The sequence below is a fragment of the Pseudomonas sp. 5.2 genome, assembly GCF_059025405.1.
The window spans coordinates 18,885-37,425 of record NZ_JBYBHH010000018.1 but is presented as its reverse complement, the minus strand read 5'-3'; the positions used below and the strand labels follow the sequence as shown (position 1 = coordinate 37,425).

Sequence of the window (18,541 nt, the reverse complement as noted above, 5' to 3'; positions counted from 1 at the left end):
CCGGTGTTCGCGGGGCAAGCCCGCTCCCACGGTTACGCCCACAGTGATCAGGCGACGTTTTGCTCGGCCGACCAGTTGGCGTACCACTGGCGGAACAGCGCGTATTGCTGTTCGGCGTAGTTGCGCTGGGCATCGGTCAGGGCGTCGGTCTCGTTGAAGTGCAGGCTGTACTCGCGGTCGCCGTTGAGCACCATCAGGTGCTTGTAATACAGCACCAGGTCGCAGCCTTCATCGAACGAGGACAACACCGCCAGCGCCGCTTCCAGTTCACGGGCCAGGCGCCGGGCCTTGGCATCACCTTTGGCAGCCTGCTTGCTCAGGCTCACCAGTTGCAGCACTTCACGGGGCAGTGCGTTGCCGATGCCGGTGATGGCACCGGTGGCATTGCAGTTGACGAAGCCATGCACCACTTGGGTGTCGACGCCGACCATCAGGGTCACGTCATCGTCCTTGGAGGTGATGTGCTCGGCGGCGTAGCGCAGGTCGGCGCCACCGCCAAATTCCTTGAAGCCGATCAGGTTCGGGTATTCGCGGCGCAGTTCGAAGAACAGGTCGGCGCGGGTGGCAAAGCCGTAGTACGGGCTGTTGTAGATGACTGCCGGCAGTTTCGGCGCGGCGGCCAGGATGGCCGAGAAGTGGTGCTTCTGAGCGATCAACGAAGCGCCGCGGGACAGTACACGCGGGATCACCATCAGGCCGGCCGCACCAACTTCGGCGGCATGGGCCGCGTGGGAAACCGCTTCACGGGTATTCACCGCGCCGGTACCGACGATGGTCGGGATGCCGGCAGCCACCAGGCGCGCCACGCCTTCCTGGCGTTCGGACTCGGTCAGCAGCGGCCAGTCGCCCATCGAGCCGCAGTACACCACGGCGCTCATGCCGGCTTCGATCAGCTCGCGGCCTTTGCGTACCAGGGCGTCGAAGTCCGGTTTGCGCGCGGCGGTGCAGGGGGTCATCAGGGCAGGCATGCAGCCGGTGAAGATGTTGTCGCTCATGGGTGTCACTCCTTGCAGTATTCAGTCTGGGTTGCGAATAAAAAGGCCTGGGCAGGTCAGATGCCCCAGGCGAAAGGATCCTGTTCGTCGATCAGCAGGGTGCTGTCGGCGGTCATGTAGGCGCGGCCGGTGATGAACGGGCGAATACGCTCGCCCTCGCGCTGGTAGCGGCCCTGGAACTGGCTGCCAGTGATGCTCGCCTGGACCCAGGTCTGGCCCTCGTCGAGCTTGCCGTCGGCGGCCAGGCAGGCCAGCTTGGCGCTGGTGCCCGTGCCGCAAGGGGAGCGGTCGTAGGCCTTGCCGGGGCACATGACGAAGTTGCGGCTGTCGGCGTCGGGGTCGTCGGCAAACAACTCGACATGGTCGATCGGCTCGCCGTTTTCGCCGGTGATGCCCTGGGCCTCCAGGGCCTTGAGCATCGCCCAGGTGTAGTCGGTGAGCGCTTCGACGTTGTCCAGTTCGATGCGCTGGCCATGCTCGGACACCAGGAAGAACCAGTTGCCGCCCCAGGCGATATCGCCGTGCACCACGCCATGGCCCGGTACCTCGACCGGCACCTGTTGGCGATAGCGGTAGGCAGGCACGTTGCCTACGGTGACCGCGCCGTCTTCATGCAAGGTGGCGCTCACCTGGCCGACCGGCGTGTCGACCTTGTGCACGCCTGGCGCGATCAGCCCCAGGTGCTGCAGCGAGGCGATCAGGCCGATGGTGCCGTGGCCGCACATGTTCAGGTAGCCGGCGTTGTTGAAGAAAATCACCCCACACGTGGCGTCTTCCGAGACCGGTGGGCAATACAGCGCACCGACCAGCACATCGTTGCCGCGAGGCTCCAGCAGGCAGGCGCGGCGCCAGGGGTCGTGCAGTTCGCGCAGTTCGTCGCGCTGTTCGGCCATGGTGCGGCCATTGAGCGGTGGGAAGCCTTTCATCACCAGGCGGGTCGGTTCGCCGCCGGTATGCGAGTCGATGACGTGAATGTGTTTCATGGGCAGGTCCCTTGAATGGTGGCCGAAGTCAGGAGGCGACAGCGGCAGGGCGGTGGCCCAGGTGTGTGTCGGCGGTGGCTTCGCTCTCGTCTTCGCCATCCAGGCGCACCAGGTGCGCCGGCACGCCGGTCGCGGCGCCCCAGTAGTAGATGCCCAGGGCACAGGCGGCCACGACCACGGTGTCGAACGGATGGCCGATCACGCCCAGGCCGCCGAAGCTGCCCAGCCAGGACAGCAGGATGGTCACCGCGTAGAAACCGATCAGCCAGGCTGACGAGCGCACTTGCTGGCCGATGGACAGGTGCTGGGTTGGCACGAAGCGGGCGCACAGCAGGTAAAGCACGAACATCACGATTTGCAGGGCCAACAGCCACGACACGGTGTTCCAGCCCGACCAGTAGACGATCAGCGCGGCGATAATGAACGACAGCGGGCCAAGCACGCTCATGCCCTTGACGCGGAACGGGCGCGGCATGTCGGGTGCGTTGCGGCGCAGCGCGGCGACGGTGACCGGGGCCACGGCATAGCTCAGTACCAGCGCCGCCGAGACCACGTTGATCAGCGCTTCCCAGGACGGGAACGGCAGGGTCCAGAACACCGACAGGGCAAAGGTCAGCCACAGCGCCGGGCGGGGGATGCCGGACTGCTCGTCGATGCGGGTGAAGACTTTGAAAAAGGTCCCGGTCTGCGCCCAGCCATAGATCACCCGCGGGGTGGCGTTCATGTAGATGTTGCCGCAACCGCTTGGCGAGATGACCGCGTCGGCCACCACCAGGTAGGCCAGCCAGCCCACGCCCAAGGCAAGGGCGATGTCGCGGTAGGGCAGGGCGAGTTCCTTGGTCACACCGGCCCAGCCGTTGGCCAGCATTTCGGTTGGCACGCTGCCGAGGAAGGCCAGTTGCAGCAGGGCGTAGATCGCGGTGGACAACAGCACCGACAGGATCAGCGCGATGGGAATGGTGCGCTGCGGGTTCTTCACTTCACTGGCTACCGAAATGATCGGTGTCAGCCCCAGGTAAGCGAAGATGATGCCACCCGCCGAGACGGCCATTTCCACACCCGACAGGCCGAACGGCGCAAAGCCCTGGACCTCGAAGTTTGCCGGTTTGAAGAAGGTGAACAGCACGCCGATCACCAGCAACGGCACGATGAACTTGAACACGCTGACCAGGTTGTTGGCTTTGGCGAAGGTCTTGACGCTGCGGTAGTTGAGCAGAAAGAACAGCCCCAGCAGCGCGAACTGCACCAGCCAGCCGAGCACGCTCGGGTCACTGGACCCGGCCTTGGTCAACTCGGGGAACCAGGCCGCGGCGTATTGCCGTGACGCGACCACTTCGATGGCGATCAGGCTGGAAAACGCGATCAGCGTGATGAAGCCCATCAGGTAGCCAAGCAGCGGGCCGTGGGAGTACACCGGGTAGCGCACCACGCCACCGGCGCGGGGCAGGGCGGCGCCGAGCTCGCAGTAGACGATGCCCAGCAACAGCACGGCGAAACCGCCGAGGAACCAGGACAAAATACCGGCGGGGCCAGCGATGGCCGAGACGTGGCTGGCGGCGAACAGCCAGCCGGAGCCGAAAATGGCGCCTAGGCCGATGAAGGTGAGGTCGAGCAATGAGAGCTGTTTTTTGAATTTGCCTGACATGGGTGCGCCTTTTTGTAGGTTTTGGATAGGCAGGTCTGATGTCACGAGGTGCGGCTTTTTGGGCCGCGCTCTTGTAGGTCTTGGGCGGCTTGCGTGGGGCATAGAGTGGACCGATCTGGGTATCGGTTCTTGATGGTTTTCTGCAGGGTGGATGACGAAATCGGCACAGTTGCAGAAAAGTAGTGGCGGGGTGGTGGGCTCGTGGATAGGCTGAAAGCCATACCGCATAAGGGCTTGGGAGATGCAGTGCCAGTGCCGGCCTCTTCGCAGCACAAGGCTGCTCCTACAAGGCAGTGCGGTCCCTGTAGGAGCAGCCTTGTGCTGCGAAGAGGCCAGTAAAGCCATTAGAGATCAACTCGATGACCGCCCCTTCTCTGGCAACCCTGTACCAGTCCTTGGACCAGCACCGCCCCGCCACCTTGGAGGCCCTACTCGCCGGGGTCTCCCTGCTGCTGCCGATCCTCGACGCGATCCCCAACGCCGCGATCTTCATCAAGGACGCCGACGCCCGCTACGTGCTGGCCAACAACACCCTGGTCCAGCGCTGCGGCCTCAAGCGTTTGCAACCCTTGCTGGGCAAGACCAGCGCCGAGGTCTTCCCGGCACAACTGGGCCCCGGCTACACCGAGCAGGACCGTCGCGTACTCAAGGATGGCTTGGTGCTGCAAGACCAGCTCGAACTGCACCTGTACGGCAGCCGCGAACCGGGTTGGTGCCTGACCCACAAGCGGCCTTTACTCAACCCCGACGGCGCAATCATCGGCCTGGTGGGCATCTCGGTCGACCTGCAGTCAGCCGCCGACACCCACCCCGCTTACCAGCGCCTGGCAGCCGTGGATGAGCACATTCGTCGGCATTTTCACCAACCCATCAGCATGGGCGAGCTGACCCGCATCGCGGGTATTTCCGTGGCGCAGCTGGAGCGCTATTGCAAGCGGGTGTTCCACCTCACGCCACGGCAGATGATCCACAAGGCGCGGCTGGAGCATGCCCATCGCTTGCTGCACAGCGACTTGCCAATCACCGAGGTGGCGATGCAGTGCGGCTACACCGACCACAGCGCCTTCAGCCGCCAGTTCAAGCAATTGACCGGGTTCACCCCGCGCCAGTACCGCCAGGCGACGGCCGCTCAGGAGGGTTGAAACAGCGCGCGCGCCTCGTCAAAGCACTGCTCGGCAATCGCCGAACGCGGCTCGCTGCGGCGCAGCAGCAGGCCCACCGGGCTGTGGATGCTGGCGTCGACGATAGGCAGGATGCGCATGTGGTCGCTCAAGTCTTCCAGCCCGCAATCCAGTGGCATGATCGCGCAGCACACGCCGGTGCTGATGGCCTGGATCAACTGGAAGCTCGAGTCGCTTTCCAGCACGGCGTTGGGTTCCAGGCTGCGGCTGCGAAAGCTCAGGTCCAGCGATTGACGGTAGTGCATGCCTTTGCTCAGCAAACCCAGTGGAATATCGCCGAGGTCTTCCCAACGCAGGGTGTCGGCCTGGAACTGGAAGTGCCGGGTATCGTGCAGCAGGCCCATGGTGGTGGTGCCCAACTCGATCACTTCGAAGAAGCTGGCATTGACTTGGTCGAGGTAGCAGATGCCCAGGTCGAGCTGGTTGCGGCTCAGGCCATCCATGATCTGCTCGGTGCTGTGCGAGCTGATCTGGAAGTGCAGCTCGGGGTATTTTTCGCGCAGCGGCAACAGCAATTGCATCGGGTTGAAGCTGGCCAGCGGCACGGTGCCCAGGCGCAGGCTGCCGACCACCTGGCCGCGGCAACTGGCGGCTTCGGCTTGCAGGCCGTCGTGGGCCGCCAGCAGTGTGCGGGCCCAGGCCAGAATACGTTCGCCGGCTTCGGTGAACCCTTCGAAGCGCTGGCCGCGTTTGACCAGCACCAGGTCCAGTTCGTCTTCCAGGTTGCGCAGGCGCATCGACAGCGTCGGCTGGGTGATGTGGCACAGCGCTGCGGCCTGGCCAAAATGGCGAGTCTGGTCGAGCGCGATGAGGAACTTGAGTTGCTTGATGTCCATGGGAGTGCCTGGCGTCTGGTTATGCTGACCTTAACCAAGTCAGCGATAGATGTCATTGATCACCCGGTACGCCATATCGATTGGACGCCCCCCGGCCGTGCCTCTAGCGTGGTGACAATGCCCTTTCAGGAGTAGCCCACCGTGAGCGTCAAACCCGATGCGGTCTTCGTACCGCTCAACATCGCCGTACTGACCGTCAGTGACACCCGCACCTACGACAACGACACCTCCGGTGAGCTGCTGGCCAGCCGCTCGGTGGAAATTGGCCATCGTCTGGTGGCGCGAGCGCTGCTCAAGGACGACCTGTACAAGATCCGCGCCCAGGTCGCCACCTGGATCGCCGACGAGCAGGTGCAAGTGGTGCTGATCACCGGCGGTACCGGCTTCACTGGGCGTGACAGTACGCCTGAAGCCGTTGAATGCCTGTTGGACAAACGTATCGATGGCTTTGGTGAGCTGTTCCGGGCGTTGTCCATTCTCGATATCGGCACATCGACTATTCAGAGCCGGGCATTGGCCGGGCTCGCCAACGGTACCTTGGTGTGCTGCCTGCCAGGCTCGACCGGGGCTTGCCGCACGGCGTGGGAAGGGATCCTGGCCGAGCAACTGGATGCGCGCCACCGGCCGTGCAACTTCGTGCCGCACCTGAAGCCTGTCGAGGCTTGCGCAAGCCGCGGTTAATGCCCTGGCTGTGCTGGCCTCTTCGCGGGCAAGCCCGCTCCCACAGGTTAACCACTGGCCTCATAACCAGTGATGAATCTCTGGGACAGGTTAACCACTGGCCTCAAAACCAGTGATGAACCTGTGGGAGCGGGCTTGCCCGCGAAGAGGCCAGCACAGGCAGCAAAAGAATCAGCTCAACACATACCCCACCGGCTCCAATGCCGGTGGCAGCGGTTCAACCCCCAACCCGGCCAGCACATCGCGCTCCACGGTGCGCACCAGCGCATCGGTAGGCAGGTCGTTCTCATCGCGCCCAAACGGGTCTTCCAGTTCGTTGCCAATCGCATCCAGCCCAAAAAACGTATAGCCGACGATGGTGGTGAACAGCGGCGCCAACCAGCCTAGCGGTTCAGCCAGGGCAAACGGCAGCAGCAGGCAGAAGATGTAGATGGTGCGGTGCAGCAACAAGGTATAGGGGAACGGCAACGGCGTGCCTTTGATCCGCTCGCAGGTGGCCTGCACTTCGGTCAGCCCCACCAGCCGCTGTTCCAGCACGCTGTAGCGCCAATCGCTGATCTGCCCCTGCTGCGCCAGCCGTGAGCAGTGCCCGCCGACTTCGCGCAAGATCGTGTCGCACACATTGTGCGGGCTGATCGCATTGGGGTTGGCCAGCCAAGGCCGGGCGGCCGCCAGGTCATCCTCGTTGCGCAGCCGGGCGTTGAGCGCATGGGCAAAGCCGCACAGGCTGCGCAACAGTTCGGCACGCAGTGCCGGGTCGGCGATCACCACGCTTTCGCGCACGAACGAACGGGTCTCGATGATCAGCTTGCCCCAGGCCTTGCGGCCTTCCCACCAGCGGTCGTAGCAGGCGTTGTTGCGAAAGCTCATGAAGATCGACAGCGACAGGCCCAGCAAGGTGAACGGTGTGGCGCTGACCGGGTAGAAAAATGCCGGATAGTGGCGCTCGACCAGCACGATCAGTGCGGCCAGCAGGGTGACCATCAGGCAGCGCAGGGCGATGCGCTTGACGATCGAGCCCTTGAGGGTGAACAGCACGCGCAGCACATCGGGGCGGGGGTGGACGATCATGGAAATCCAGAGGTGGCTGTTCAGCCGCCGGTCATGTTCATGAAACGCAGGATCTGCACGTCACCCCCCACCTCGAAATGATGGCGGTAAGGCTTGAGGTGCAAGGAGTCGCGGATGGCGTTTTCCAGGCGCTCGGCGTTGCCTGGGTGGGCACGCAGGACCTGCTTGAGGTCGACCGAATGCTCGTTGCCCAGGCACAGCAGCAGGCGGCCTTCGACGGTCAGGCGCACGCGGTTGCAGGTGGCGCAGAAGTTATGGCTGTGCGGCGAAATGAAGCCGACCCGGGTGTGCGCCGCTTCGGCCAGGCGCCAGTAGCGTGCCGGGCCTTGGGACGACTCGGTGGACTCGATCAGGGTGAACTGCTCGGCCAGCCGGTCGCGCACCTCGTCACTGGAGTAGAACGACTCACCACGCTGGTGTTCGCTGATGTTACCCAGGGGCATTTCTTCGATGAAGGTGATGTCCAGCTCGCGGTCGATGGCAAAGCGCACCAGGTCGACCAGTTCGTCATCGTTGCGGCCCTTGAGCACTACGCAGTTGAGCTTGGTCTTGCGAAAGCCTGCCTGGCGCGAGGCGTCGATGCCGGCGATCACCTGGTTGAGGTCGCCGGTGCGGGTCAGTTGCTTGAAGCGCCCAGGGTCCAGGCTGTCGAGGCTGATGTTCAGGCGCGAGACGCCGGCGTCGAACAGCGGCTGGGCCAGGCGCCCGAGTTGCGAGCCGTTGCTGGTCATGCACAGTTCGCGCAGGCCGGGCAGGGCGGCGATGCGCCCGCATAGCTCGACGATGCCCTGGCGCACCAGCGGCTCGCCACCGGTCAGGCGGATTTTGCGGGTGCCTAATGCGACGAAGCGCTCAGCCACCTGGAACAGTTCTTCGAGGCTGAGGATCTGCTGGCGCGGCAGGAACTGCATGTCTTCAGCCATGCAGTACACGCACCGGAAGTCGCAGCGGTCGGTGACCGACATCCGCAGGTAGTCGATTTTCCGGTTGAAGCCGTCGATCAGGGCCCGGCTGTTCTGTTCCACGATTGCGCTCGAATGGGATGGACTCAGCTCCAAGCTATAACCTGGCCGCACCCCCGTCAAATTGCTTTCCCCGACTGGTTGATCAATCTGCTCTATCACGGCTTCAGGCCCCGGCATGTATGGGAGATTCCCCCTGTAGGAGCAGCCTTGTGCTGCGAAGAGGCCATTGCAGCCACAGCTTCTCGGCTAGCCAAACCGGCCTCTTCGCAGCACAAGGCTGCTGCTACAGGACGCGATCTGGATTGTCAGTGCTGGCCCGTGATCGAAACGGCTTATCAGCCCGTAAGATCTTTCGATTGGACGCTTGTGCCCCACGCTCAATAGTCTGGAAAAAACACCGAGCGTGAGGATTCACCGCATGAGCCAGGACGAACATATCAGGGACTACAAAGGCGCCGCCGCCGGCTGGGGGGCGCTCAAGAGCGTGACCAAAAGCTGGCTGGGCAGCGAAAACGCCTTCAAGAACCTGCGGGCCATGCTCAAGACCAACCAGAACGGCGGCTTCGACTGCCCCGGCTGCGCCTGGGGCGAATCGCCGGAAAACGACATGGTCAAGTTCTGCGAGAACGGCGCCAAGGCGGTCAACTGGGAAGCCACCGGTCGCTCGGTAGACCCCGCATTCTTCGCCAAATACAGCGTCAGTGCGTTGGCCGAACAGACCGATTACTGGCTTGAATTCCAAGGCCGGCTGACCCACCCGATGCGCTACGACGCGGCCACCGATCACTACGTCGAAACGTCCTGGGAAGAGGCCTTTGCCCTGGTCGCCAAACACCTGCAGGCGCTCGATTCGCCCGACCAGGCCGAGTTCTACACCTCGGGGCGGGCCAGCAACGAAGCGGCGTTTTTGTACCAGCTGTTCGTCCGCGCCTACGGCACCAACAACTTCCCCGATTGCTCGAACATGTGCCACGAGGCCAGCGGTGTGGGCATGTCGGAAACCCTCGGTGTGGGCAAGGGCACCGTGGTGTTCCATGACCTGGAACTGGCCGACGCCATCTTCGTCATTGGCCAGAACCCCGGCACCAACCACCCGCGCATGCTCGAACCGCTGCGCGAGGCGGTCAAGCGTGGGGCCCAGGTGGTGTGCTTCAACCCGCTGAAGGAGCGTGGCCTGGAGCGCTTCCAGCACCCGCAACACCCGTTCGAAATGCTCAGCAACGGCTCCGAACCGACCAACACCGCGTACTTCCGCCCGGCCCTGGGCGGCGACATGGCGGCCATGCGTGGCATCGCCAAGTATTTGCTGCAATGGGAACGCGAGGCCCAGGCCAAGGGTGAACCGGCGGTGTTCGACCATGCCTTCATCGCCGACCACACCAGCGGCGTCGACGCCTACCTGGCGGCGGTGGATGCCACCTCCTGGGCGCATATCGTCGAGCAGTCGGGCCTGACCCAGGCCGAGATCGAGCTGGCTGCGCGCATGTACCGCAAGGCCGAGCGGGTCATCATGTGCTGGGCCATGGGCGTCACCCAGCACCGCCACTCGGTGCCCACGGTGCAGGAAATCGTCAACCTGCAACTGCTGCGCGGCAACGTTGGCAAACCCGGTGCCGGCTTGTCGCCGGTGCGTGGCCACAGCAACGTGCAGGGCGACCGCACCATGGGCATCGACGAGAAGCCCAAGGCCGGGCTGCTTGATGCCCTGGAAAAACGCTTCCAGTTCCGTGTGCCCCGTGCCCACGGGCATAACGCGGTGCTGGCGATCAAGGCCATGGAAGAAGGGCAGGCCAAGGTCTTCATCGCCCTGGGGGGTAACTTCGCCCAGGCTACCCCAGACACCCCTCGAACCCACGCGGCCCTGCGCAACTGTGCATTGACCGTGCAGATTTCCACCAAGCTCAACCGTTCGCACTTGGTCACCGGCCGTGATGCGCTCATCCTGCCGTGCCTGGGGCGAACCGAGATCGACCTGCAGGCCGACGGGCCGCAGGGCGTGACCGTGGAGGACACCTTCAGCATGGTGCACATCTCCCACGGCCAATTGCGCCCGCGCTCGCCACACTTGCGTTCGGAGCCAGCCATCGTGGCCGGCATGGCCCAGGCGACCTTGGGCAAGCAGCCGATCGATTGGGAGTACGCCATTGCTGACTACAGCCGCATCCGCAGCATGATCGCCGATGTGATCCCCGGCTTTACCGACTTCAACGAGCGCTTGCAGCACCCCGGTGGCTTCCACCTGGGCAACAACGCGGCGGATCGCACGTGGCGTACCGCCACCGGCAAGGCGCGTTTCAGTGCCAGCCAGTTGCCGGAGCAACTGGTCAATGCCCAGGTGCTGGCCCGTGGCGACAAACCGGACCTGATCCTGCAGACCTTGCGTTCGCACGACCAGTACAACACCACCCTGTATGGCCTGGATGACCGCTACCGTGGGGTGTTTGGCCTGCGTGAGGTGGTGTTCGTCAATGAGGCCGACATCCGTCGCCTGGGGTTCGAGCCTGGCGAGCACGTGGACTTAGTGTCGCTGTGGGAGGACGGGCGCGAACGGCGGGTGTCCGGGTTCCGCCTGGTGGCGTATGACGTGCCGCAGGGGCAGGCCGCGGCGTATTACCCGGAGACCAACCCGCTGGTGCCGCTGGAGAGTTATGGCGAGGGGACGTATACGCCGACCTCGAAGTTCATCGCGATCAGGGTAGAGAAAGCCAAGGCGGGGAACCGGATCGAGGCGGTGCAGGCGGCTGAATAAAGGTTTGCCTGATCCGGCCTCTTCACGGGCAAGCACCGGTCAGGGCCGGTGCACCGGGTAAGCGGTGGTGTACTTCATCTGTTCCATGGCAAAACTCGACGTAATGTTGGAAAGCCCGTCGGTGCGGGTGATCAGCTTCTTGTAGAACCGGTCATAGGCGGCAATGTCACCTACCACCACCCGCAGCATGTAATCCCAATCCCCCGACATGCGGTAAAACTCCATCACCTCCTCGAAACCGGTCACCGTCGCGGCAAACTGCTCCAGCCAGGCGCTGTCGTGGCGCTGGGTCTTGAGCTGGACGAACACGGTCAGGCCCAGCCCCAGGCGCGTGGGGTCGAGCAGGGCAACGCGGCCAAGGATGTAACCCTCTTCTTCCAGCCGTTTGACCCGCTTCCAGCAGGGCGTGGTGGACAGGTTTACCGCCTCGGCCAGGTCCTTGAGAGAAATGGACGCGTCGCGCTGCAGCAAGGTGAGGATGTGTTGGTCGAAATTGTCCATGTCGATTACAGGCTGGCCAGAGAATGATTTTCTCCAGATTACTGCAAAACCGGAAAAATGCGTGACCCCCGTTGCGCGTCCTTGCCGCCGGCAATGGTTGTGCGATAGTTGCAGGCTTACCTCAGTCAATGGACCGGATCATGTCCGACAAGCCGCGTAATTTCGCCACCCGTACCATCCACGCCGGCGAGCAGGATAGCGTTGCTGACAACGCGATCTTCCCGCCCATCTACACCGCCAGTTCGTACATCAAGCGCAGCTTGGACGACAACCCCGAGTATGCCTACAGCCGCGTCGGCAACCCGACCCGGCATGCTTACGAGAGCTGCGTCGCGGCGCTGGAAGAAGGCGTCGGCGCGGTGGCTTGCGCCTCCGGCGTGAACGCCACGGCGACGGTGCTGGAGCTGTTGCCCAAGGATGCCCACGTGGTGGTGATGAACGGCGTATACGGCGGCACCTTCCGTATTCTGGAGGACTACCGCAGCCACACATCGGGGCTGACCACCACTTACGTCGACCTCAACGACGTGCAGGCTGTGGCCGCGGCGATTCGCCCGGAAACCCAGCTGATCTGGATCGAGTCCCCGACCAACCCCTTGCTGCACCTGGTCGACATCAAGGCGGTCTGCGACCTGGCGCGGTCGCGCGGTATCCTCACCTGCATCGACAACACCTTCTGCTCGCCCTGGAACCAGCGCCCGATCACCCTGGGCGTGGACCTGGTGATGCACTCGGCAAGCAAGTACATCGGCGGCCATTCCGACCTCACCGGCGGTGTGGTGGTGGCCGCCAATGACGCGCTGCTGGCGCGGCTGCGCAAGATCAGCATGGCCGTCGGGGCGATTCAGGGGCCGTTCGACTGCTACTTGGCCCTGCGTGGCCTGAAAACCTTGGATGTACGCATGGAGCGCCAGTGCGCCAATGCCCTGCAGGTGGCGCGTTTTCTCGAAAGCCATCCGCAGATCGAGCAGGTGTTTTATCCAGGGCTTGAAAGCCACCCCCAGCATGCGCTGTGCAAGCGCCAGATGCGTGCGGGCGGGGCCGTGGTGGCCATGAAGGTCAAGGGTGGCGACCGGGCGGCGCTCAATCGCCTGGTCGAGGCGCTGCAGATCTTCGTACTTGCCGATTCGCTGGGCGGCGTGGAGAGCATGATCAACCACTCCTGGAGCATGTCGCACAACTCCCTGAGCCCAGAACAGAAGGGCGTGATGGGCATCAGTGAGAACTTGCTGCGGCTGTCGGTGGGGATCGAGGACTATCGGGACCTGATCGAAGATCTGGATACGGCGTTGAAGGCTTCGGCTAGCGTATAAAAGCGGCTGGCCCTATCGCCGGCTTGCTGGCGATAGGGCCGGTTGATTCAGCAGAAACCCCTCAAGATTTCGGCGGATGAATGATCCGTTCGATCTTGTCCTTGATCAGCAGCCGCTCCTTGCGCAGTCGGGTGACGGTGTCATCGGTGCTGGCGTTACCTTCAGCGGCCAGCACTTCCTTGTCTTTGGCGTTGTACTCCTTGTGCAGTTTGTGCAGGTCATGGTCTTTGTCGATGCGCGTCTGGAAATCCTCGGCAGTGATGTTCAGGTCAGCGAGCAGATCATGCGGAACGGGCATTTCTTCACCTCTCGTGGGGGTTGGCGAACGGTCCTGACCTTTGAGGATAGTCGCCTTTGCGCAGGTGGGGGGCGGGGGGAGGCCAGCGCAGCCTTCTCGCAACCGGGCAGCAAACTTGGCCTGCCAGGCTGAATGGCGGCTGAATAAACTTCATTTAATGTTGGAAAAGCGCCATCTCACGGTTTTGTTGGCGTCTTTTTCACGAAAAATTGATGGTGGCCTTTCTAGAGTTCAGCCAACTTTTCGCGGTGCCGCACAGGCCCGTGGGCTGATAATCACTCTTGATTGCGAACACTGATGCTCAACTTTAAATCCCTGCGGACTGAATGGGTCACGCTGCTGGCCAGCCTGTACCTGCTGATCGGCTTCAATTTCTTTCTCTGGCAGCACCTGGAGCACGTGGTTCCGCCAGGGTTGGCGGGGCTTTGGCTGAGCCTGGCGTTTGCCGTGCTGATGCTGTTCGCATTCAACCTGATTTTGACCTTGTTTGCCTTCCGGTATGTATTGAAGCCGGTACTTATTGTGCTGTTCATGAGTGGCGCGGGTGTTGCTTACTTCATGAATCAGTACGGGGTGCTTATTGATGCCGGCATGTTCCGTAACATGGCAGAGACCAATGTTGCGGAAGTGCGCGACCTGATGTCGTTTAAGTTTGCCGCTTATATACTGTTGCTGGGCGTATTGCCCTCGGTCGTGCTGTGGAAAACACCGATCGCCTACCGCGCCTGGCACCGTGAGCTGTTGGGCAAGCTGGTGGTCAGCGGCGCCTGTGTGGTCGCCCTCGGGTCGGTGGCGTTGGTCAACTACCAGGGCTTGTCGTCACTGTTTCGCAATCACCACGAACTGCGCCTGATGCTCACCCCGAGCAATATCGTGGGTGCCTCCATTGGTTATGTCAGCGAACGCGTCGGTACTGCGGCCAGGCCCTTCCAGAATTATGGTACGGATGCGAAACGCGATGCCGCCTGGCAGCACCATGAACGCAAGTCGTTGACGGTGCTGGTCGTCGGCGAAAGTGCGCGGGCAGACCATTTCGGCGTGCTCGGTTATGACCGCGACACTACTCCTAACCTGGCCAAGGAGCAGGGCCTGCTGGCCTTCTCCGATGTGCATTCGTGCGGGACTGAAACCGCCGTGTCGGTGCCCTGCATGTTCTCGGGCATGCCGCGCAAAGACTACGACGCGCGCGTGGCGAAAAACCGCGAAGGGCTGCTGGATATCCTGCAGCGGGCAGGCCTGGCCGTGCAGTGGCGCGACAACCAGTCGGGCTGCAAGGGCACCTGTGATCGGGTGCAGTTCATCGATGTCAGCAACCTCACCGACCCGGCGCTGTGCGCTAACGGCGAATGCCATGACGAGATCCTGTTGCAGGGCCTGGGTGAGCTGATCGACAACCTCGACAAGGACACCGTGCTGGTGCTGCACCAGATGGGCAGCCACGGCCCCGAGTACTTCAAGCGCTACCCCAACGCCAGCGAGCGCTTCACCCCTGTGTGCCAGAGCAATGCGCTGAACCAGTGCAGCGAGCAGGAGATTATCAACGGCTACGACAACACCCTGGCCTACACCGACAAGGTGCTGGCGTCCCTGATCGACACGCTGCGCAGCAAACAGGACAAGGTCGACACAGCGATGATCTACCTCTCCGACCACGGTGAGTCGCTGGGTGAGTACAACCTGTTCCTGCACGGCACCCCTTACCCCATCGCCCCAGAGCAGCAGAAGCACGTGCCACTGCTGACCTGGTTCTCCGACAGCTACAAAGAGGACTTTGGCCTGGACACCGACTGCCTGGCCAAGCTCAGCGACGCGCCGCTGTCCCAGGACAACCTGTTCCACTCGATGCTCGGCCTGTTGCAGGTGCGCACCGAGGTCTACCAGCAATCGCTCGACATGTTCGCCAGCTGCCGGCCGTGGCTGGCCGCCAAGCGCTGATCGCGCATGGCTTTTACACCACCGTTTATCTATTCCAGGGATGGCGCAGGTTTCACCCGCAGTGCCCGCGCCGTATATACTGCGCGCCAATGTTAGTGGGAGAGCCTCGTGGCCATCGAAATTCACTGGATCCGTGACGACCAGACCCTGGCCGACCTCTGCCGAAAGTGGCGCCAACTGCCCTTCGTAGCGCTCGACACCGAATTCATGCGGGTAGACACGTTCTACCCCAAGGCGGGGCTGATCCAGATTGGCGACGGTCAACGTGCCTTTCTGATCGACCCACTGCTGATCAAGGACTGGCAGCCGCTGGGCGAGCTGCTTGAAGACAGCGGCGTGGTCAAGGTGCTGCACGCCTGCAGCGAAGACCTCGAAGTGCTGCTGCGCCTGACCGGCAAGCTGCCACAGCCACTGTTCGACACGCAGTTGGCCGCCGGTTACCTGAACCTGGGTTTCTCCATGGGTTACTCGCGCCTGGTCCAGGACGTGCTGGGGCTCGAGCTGCCCAAGGGCGAAACCCGGTCTGACTGGCTGCAACGCCCGCTGTCCGACACCCAGGTCAGCTACGCCGCCGAAGATGCCGTGCACCTGGCCGAGCTGTTCATCGCGCTGCGCCCGCGACTGTCCGATGACAAGTACGCCTGGGTGCTGGAAGACGGCGCCGAGCTGGTGGCCCAGCTGCGCCGGGAAGTCGAGCCCGAGAGCCTGTACCGCGACGTCAAGCTGGCCTGGAAGCTGGCGCCCCAGCAGCTGGCCGTGTTGCGCGAGCTGTGCGCCTGGCGTGAGCGCGAAGCGCGCAACCGCGACGTGCCGCGCAACCGCATCCTCAAAGAGCACTCGCTGTGGCCGATGGCCAAGTCCCAGCCCTCTAACTTGTCGGCCTTGGCCAAGATCGACGAGATGCACCCGCGCACCATCCGCCAGGACGGGGAGTTTCTCGTCCAGCTGATCAAGCGTGCTGCCAGCCTGCCCGCCGATCAGTGGCCGCAGGTTTTGCCTGAGCCATTGCCGATCGAAGCGGCCGGCATCCTCAAGCAACTGCGCGCCATCGGCCAGGCCGAAGGCGAGCGCTTAGGCATTGCCCCCGAGCTGATGCTGCGCAAGAAAACCCTGGAAGCGCTGCTCAAGAGCGGCTACCCCAATGGCCCCTATCAACTGCCCGATTCGCTGCGCGGCTGGCGTCGCGAGCGCATGGGCCAGGCCCTGCTGGACAACCTGGCAGGCGCCGGAGAGACCCGATGAAACGTATTTGCTCGATCTACAAGAGCCCCCGCAAGAACGAAATGTACCTGTATGTGCTCAAGGCCGAAGGCCTGGAGCGCGTGCCCGAGCCCTTGCTGCCGTTCTTCGGCACCCCCGTGCATGCTTTCGACCTGGTGCTGAGCCCCGAGCGCAAGCTGGCGCGCGAGGACATCACCAAGGTGCTGGAAAACCTCGACAACCAGGGCTATCACCTGCAGATGCCGCCGGCCGAGGAAGAGTACATCGAGCACCTGCCCGAAGAGCTGCTGCGCCGTAACGACCCGGTCTGACCCAGGCCCGGTTCCTCTCATTCGCCAAGTGGCCCGCCTGTCGGGCCGCTTTCGTTGTCTGCCAAGGTTGTTTTCACGATGCGCGTTCTGATCGCCGAACAGGATCATGCCAAGTACACCCAGCTGCTGGGCGAAGCGGCCCCTGACCTGCAAATCCTGACTAGCAGCGACTCTGCCGAGCTGGCGCTGCAGGCGCCGCAGTGCCCGGTGTGGCTGGGCCAGCCCGACTTGTTGGCGAGCCTGCTGCGCCAGGGCCACAAGCCGGCCTGGATGCAGTCGACCTGGGCTGGCATCACCCCGTTGCTGGCCGAGGGTTTGCCACGGGACTATCGCCTGACGCGCGCAGTCGGCATTTTTGGCCAGGTCATGGCGGAGTACATGCTCACCTACCTGCTCGGCCATGAACGCGAGGTGCTGTCGCGCCTGGTGAGCCAGGTCGAGCGGCGCTGGGACGACCGCCCAGGGCGCACCCTTGAGGGGCGCAAGGTGCTGATCGTTGGCACCGGTGATATCGGCCAACGTGTGGCGGAGTTTCTGCTGCCGTTCGGCGTGACCCTGTACGGGGTCGCGAGCAGCGCCCGCGAGCAGCTGCCGTTCGTCGAAGTGGCGGCCCTGGCGGACCTGCCGCGCATGGTCGAGCAGGTCGACTACGTGATCAACCTGCTGCCGGACACGCCTGCCACCCATGACCTGTACGATGCTGCGCTGTTTCAGCGCTTCAAGCCCAGTGCCTTGTTCATCAATGCCGGGCGTGGAGTGGCGGTGGTCGATGCCGACCTGGTGGAAGCACTGAAGCAGGGGCATCTGGCGGGCGCGGTGATCGATGTGTGCCGCCAGGAGCCACTGCCCCAGCGTCACCCGTTCTGGACCGCCTGGGGGTTGCTGCTGACCGGGCACAGCTCGGCGCCCACCTCGCCGGCGGCGATGGTGCGGTTGTTCGTCGAGAATGTGCGGGCGTATGAGGCGGGGCAGGGGTTGCGCGGGGAAGTGAATTTCGCCCGGGGTTACTGATTGCTAGTGGCCTGTACCGGCCTCTTCGCGGGGCAAGCCCGCTCCCACAAGTACCGCGCCGACCTTGGGCCTGCGGTGTACCTGTGGGAGCGGGCTTGCCCCGCGAAGAGGCCAGTACAGCCCATAAAAAGGCTTACAGGCTCCCACAAGTACCGCGCCGACCTTGGGCCTGCGGTGTACCTGTGGGAGCGGGCTTGCCCGCGAAGAGGCCGGTACAGCCAACAAAAAGCCTTACAGGCTAAAATCACCCTCAGCCGCCAGCTCGCTCAGCGGCCGGCGCGAGCTCGGCACTTCACGCGCCTGCAGTGCCTCAGCCAAGGTCGCCTTGTCGCCCAGCTTGCCGATCGCCACCATGGCATGCAGCTCGTAGCCTTCCGGTACCTTCAGCTCGCTACGTGCCAGCTCCTTGTCAAAGCCAGCCATGCCGTGGGTGTGCCAGCCGCTGATGCTGGCCTGCAGGGCCAAGTGCCCCCAGGCGGAGCCGGTGTCGAAGGTGTGCCACAGGGCAGGGCTTTCTTCAGCGGCGCCAGGCGCTGCGAAGGTGGTTTTGGAGATGATCAGCACCAGCGCCGACGCCTGTTGCGCCCAGCTGCGGTTGAACGGCACCAGCAGGCTCAGGTAACGCTCCCAGTTCGCCGTGTCGCGACGGGCATAGAGGAAGCGCCAAGGCTGCGAGTTGTACGCCGAAGGCGCCCAGCGCGCGGCTTCCAGAAAGCTCAGCAGGGTCTCCTCACTGATCGGCTCGGCGGTGAAGGCCCGTGGCGACCAGCGGTTGATGAACTGCTCGTTGATGGCGTAATCGGCAATACGGGGGGTGGCGCTCATGGCTGTTCCTGCAAGCGGAT

General features: G+C 63.4%; 17 protein-coding genes. 8 read left to right on the top strand and 9 right to left on the bottom strand.

Annotated features, from left to right (window positions below):
- Positions 1-47: 47 nt before the first annotated feature.
- Genes AC5PZ0_RS23225 through AC5PZ0_RS23215 form a run of 3 tightly spaced genes read right to left on the bottom strand, consistent with a single transcriptional unit; the run spans position 48 to position 3,623 of the window.
- Positions 48-995, bottom strand: a complete 948-nt coding sequence (locus tag AC5PZ0_RS23225; protein ID WP_493855828.1) for a dihydrodipicolinate synthase family protein — start codon at positions 993-995, stop codon at positions 48-50.
- 56 nt (positions 996-1,051) lie between these two features.
- Positions 1,052-1,978, bottom strand: a complete 927-nt coding sequence (locus AC5PZ0_RS23220) for a 4-hydroxyproline epimerase (protein WP_085272430.1) — start codon at positions 1,976-1,978, stop codon at positions 1,052-1,054.
- Positions 1,979-2,006: 28 nt separating this feature from the next.
- Positions 2,007-3,623, bottom strand: a complete 1,617-nt coding sequence (locus tag AC5PZ0_RS23215) for an APC family permease (protein WP_027594629.1) — start codon at positions 3,621-3,623, stop codon at positions 2,007-2,009.
- A gap of 359 nt (positions 3,624-3,982) precedes the next feature.
- Here AC5PZ0_RS23215 and AC5PZ0_RS23210 point away from each other — a divergent pair, with 359 nt between their 5' ends.
- Positions 3,983-4,765 carry a PAS domain-containing protein gene (locus AC5PZ0_RS23210; protein WP_493855827.1) on the top strand — a complete coding sequence of 261 codons (783 nt, stop codon included), beginning with the start codon at positions 3,983-3,985 and terminating at the stop codon, positions 4,763-4,765.
- Here AC5PZ0_RS23210 and AC5PZ0_RS23205 read toward each other — a convergent pair.
- Positions 4,753-5,640 carry a LysR family transcriptional regulator gene (locus tag AC5PZ0_RS23205; RefSeq protein WP_238215891.1) on the bottom strand — a complete coding sequence of 296 codons (888 nt, stop codon included), beginning with the start codon at positions 5,638-5,640 and terminating at the stop codon, positions 4,753-4,755. The two genes, AC5PZ0_RS23210 and AC5PZ0_RS23205, sit on opposite strands and share 13 nt — an antisense overlap.
- Before the next feature lie 141 nt (positions 5,641-5,781).
- Here AC5PZ0_RS23205 and moaB point away from each other — a divergent pair, with 141 nt between their 5' ends.
- Positions 5,782-6,321 (top strand): molybdenum cofactor biosynthesis protein B, encoded by a 540-nt coding sequence (moaB, locus tag AC5PZ0_RS23200; protein ID WP_099430188.1) that lies wholly within the window; start codon positions 5,782-5,784, stop codon positions 6,319-6,321.
- A 171-nt stretch (positions 6,322-6,492) separates the two neighbouring features.
- Here the strand turns inward: moaB and AC5PZ0_RS23195 are convergent, their stop codons facing one another.
- Both AC5PZ0_RS23195 and moaA read right to left on the bottom strand, forming a co-directional pair.
- Positions 6,493-7,392 carry a bestrophin family protein gene (locus tag AC5PZ0_RS23195; protein WP_099430187.1) on the bottom strand — a complete coding sequence of 300 codons (900 nt, stop codon included), beginning with the start codon at positions 7,390-7,392 and terminating at the stop codon, positions 6,493-6,495.
- 20 nt (positions 7,393-7,412) lie between these two features.
- Positions 7,413-8,417 (bottom strand): GTP 3',8-cyclase MoaA, encoded by a 1,005-nt coding sequence (gene moaA / locus AC5PZ0_RS23190; protein WP_027594624.1) that lies wholly within the window; start codon positions 8,415-8,417, stop codon positions 7,413-7,415.
- Between the two features lie 358 nt (positions 8,418-8,775).
- Here moaA and AC5PZ0_RS23185 point away from each other — a divergent pair, with 358 nt between their 5' ends.
- A complete protein-coding gene (locus tag AC5PZ0_RS23185; protein WP_493855826.1) occupies positions 8,776-11,106 on the top strand; it encodes an FdhF/YdeP family oxidoreductase in 2,331 nt (776 codons plus the stop codon).
- A 39-nt stretch (positions 11,107-11,145) separates the two neighbouring features.
- On the opposite strand, the gene AC5PZ0_RS23180 is transcribed toward AC5PZ0_RS23185, so the two are convergent.
- Positions 11,146-11,607 (bottom strand): Lrp/AsnC family transcriptional regulator, encoded by a 462-nt coding sequence (locus AC5PZ0_RS23180; protein ID WP_027594622.1) that lies wholly within the window; start codon positions 11,605-11,607, stop codon positions 11,146-11,148.
- Positions 11,608-11,735: 128 nt separating this feature from the next.
- On the opposite strand from AC5PZ0_RS23180, the gene AC5PZ0_RS23175 reads away from it, so the two are divergent.
- Positions 11,736-12,920, top strand: coding sequence for a trans-sulfuration enzyme family protein (locus AC5PZ0_RS23175; protein ID WP_265970162.1), 1,185 nt, complete (start codon positions 11,736-11,738; stop codon positions 12,918-12,920).
- 61 nt (positions 12,921-12,981) lie between these two features.
- Here the strand turns inward: AC5PZ0_RS23175 and AC5PZ0_RS23170 are convergent, their stop codons facing one another.
- Positions 12,982-13,218, bottom strand: coding sequence for an HP1242/YdcH family protein (locus tag AC5PZ0_RS23170; RefSeq protein WP_027594620.1), 237 nt, complete (start codon positions 13,216-13,218; stop codon positions 12,982-12,984).
- A gap of 297 nt (positions 13,219-13,515) precedes the next feature.
- On the opposite strand from AC5PZ0_RS23170, the gene AC5PZ0_RS23165 reads away from it, so the two are divergent.
- The 4 genes from AC5PZ0_RS23165 (at position 13,516) to AC5PZ0_RS23150 (ending at position 17,696) form a co-directional block, all read left to right on the top strand.
- Complete coding sequence (locus tag AC5PZ0_RS23165) at positions 13,516-15,153, top strand: phosphoethanolamine transferase (RefSeq protein ID WP_493855825.1); 1,638 nt, start codon at positions 13,516-13,518, stop codon at positions 15,151-15,153.
- Between the two features lie 108 nt (positions 15,154-15,261).
- A complete protein-coding gene (rnd, locus tag AC5PZ0_RS23160) occupies positions 15,262-16,395 on the top strand; it encodes a ribonuclease D (protein WP_265970164.1) in 1,134 nt (377 codons plus the stop codon).
- Positions 16,392-16,685: a YcgL domain-containing protein gene (locus tag AC5PZ0_RS23155; protein WP_493855824.1), complete on the top strand. Its 294-nt coding sequence runs from the start codon at positions 16,392-16,394 to the stop codon at positions 16,683-16,685. Before rnd ends, AC5PZ0_RS23155 begins: the two co-directional genes overlap by 4 nt.
- Positions 16,686-16,763: 78 nt before the next feature.
- Positions 16,764-17,696: a D-2-hydroxyacid dehydrogenase gene (locus tag AC5PZ0_RS23150; RefSeq protein ID WP_493855823.1), complete on the top strand. Its 933-nt coding sequence runs from the start codon at positions 16,764-16,766 to the stop codon at positions 17,694-17,696.
- A gap of 231 nt (positions 17,697-17,927) precedes the next feature.
- Here the strand turns inward: AC5PZ0_RS23150 and AC5PZ0_RS23145 are convergent, their stop codons facing one another.
- Entirely contained in the window at positions 17,928-18,521 is a 594-nt protein-coding gene (locus AC5PZ0_RS23145) for a nitroreductase family protein (RefSeq protein WP_027594615.1), read from the bottom strand.
- Between the last annotated feature and the right edge of the window lie 20 nt (positions 18,522-18,541).

What these genes read in the sequence shown, in the direction of transcription:
- AC5PZ0_RS23180 (WP_027594622.1), bottom strand. Translation starts at nt 11,607, where the DNA reads ATGGACAATTTCGACCAACACATCCTCACCTTGCTGCAGCGCGACGCG.
- AC5PZ0_RS23205 (WP_238215891.1), bottom strand. Translation starts at nt 5,640, where the DNA reads ATGGACATCAAGCAACTCAAGTTCCTCATCGCGCTCGACCAGACTCGC.
- AC5PZ0_RS23195 (WP_099430187.1), bottom strand. Translation starts at nt 7,392, where the DNA reads ATGATCGTCCACCCCCGCCCCGATGTGCTGCGCGTGCTGTTCACCCTC.
- AC5PZ0_RS23175 (WP_265970162.1), top strand. Translation starts at nt 11,736, where the DNA reads ATGGACCGGATCATGTCCGACAAGCCGCGTAATTTCGCCACCCGTACC.
- AC5PZ0_RS23210 (WP_493855827.1), top strand. Translation starts at nt 3,983, where the DNA reads ATGACCGCCCCTTCTCTGGCAACCCTGTACCAGTCCTTGGACCAGCAC.
- AC5PZ0_RS23215 (WP_027594629.1), bottom strand. Translation starts at nt 3,623, where the DNA reads ATGTCAGGCAAATTCAAAAAACAGCTCTCATTGCTCGACCTCACCTTC.
- AC5PZ0_RS23220 (WP_085272430.1), bottom strand. Translation starts at nt 1,978, where the DNA reads ATGAAACACATTCACGTCATCGACTCGCATACCGGCGGCGAACCGACC.
- AC5PZ0_RS23170 (WP_027594620.1), bottom strand. Translation starts at nt 13,218, where the DNA reads ATGCCCGTTCCGCATGATCTGCTCGCTGACCTGAACATCACTGCCGAG.
- AC5PZ0_RS23155 (WP_493855824.1), top strand. Translation starts at nt 16,392, where the DNA reads ATGAAACGTATTTGCTCGATCTACAAGAGCCCCCGCAAGAACGAAATG.
- AC5PZ0_RS23145 (WP_027594615.1), bottom strand. Translation starts at nt 18,521, where the DNA reads ATGAGCGCCACCCCCCGTATTGCCGATTACGCCATCAACGAGCAGTTC.
- AC5PZ0_RS23150 (WP_493855823.1), top strand. Translation starts at nt 16,764, where the DNA reads ATGCGCGTTCTGATCGCCGAACAGGATCATGCCAAGTACACCCAGCTG.
- AC5PZ0_RS23225 (WP_493855828.1), bottom strand. Translation starts at nt 995, where the DNA reads ATGAGCGACAACATCTTCACCGGCTGCATGCCTGCCCTGATGACCCCC.
- AC5PZ0_RS23185 (WP_493855826.1), top strand. Translation starts at nt 8,776, where the DNA reads ATGAGCCAGGACGAACATATCAGGGACTACAAAGGCGCCGCCGCCGGC.
- AC5PZ0_RS23165 (WP_493855825.1), top strand. Translation starts at nt 13,516, where the DNA reads ATGCTCAACTTTAAATCCCTGCGGACTGAATGGGTCACGCTGCTGGCC.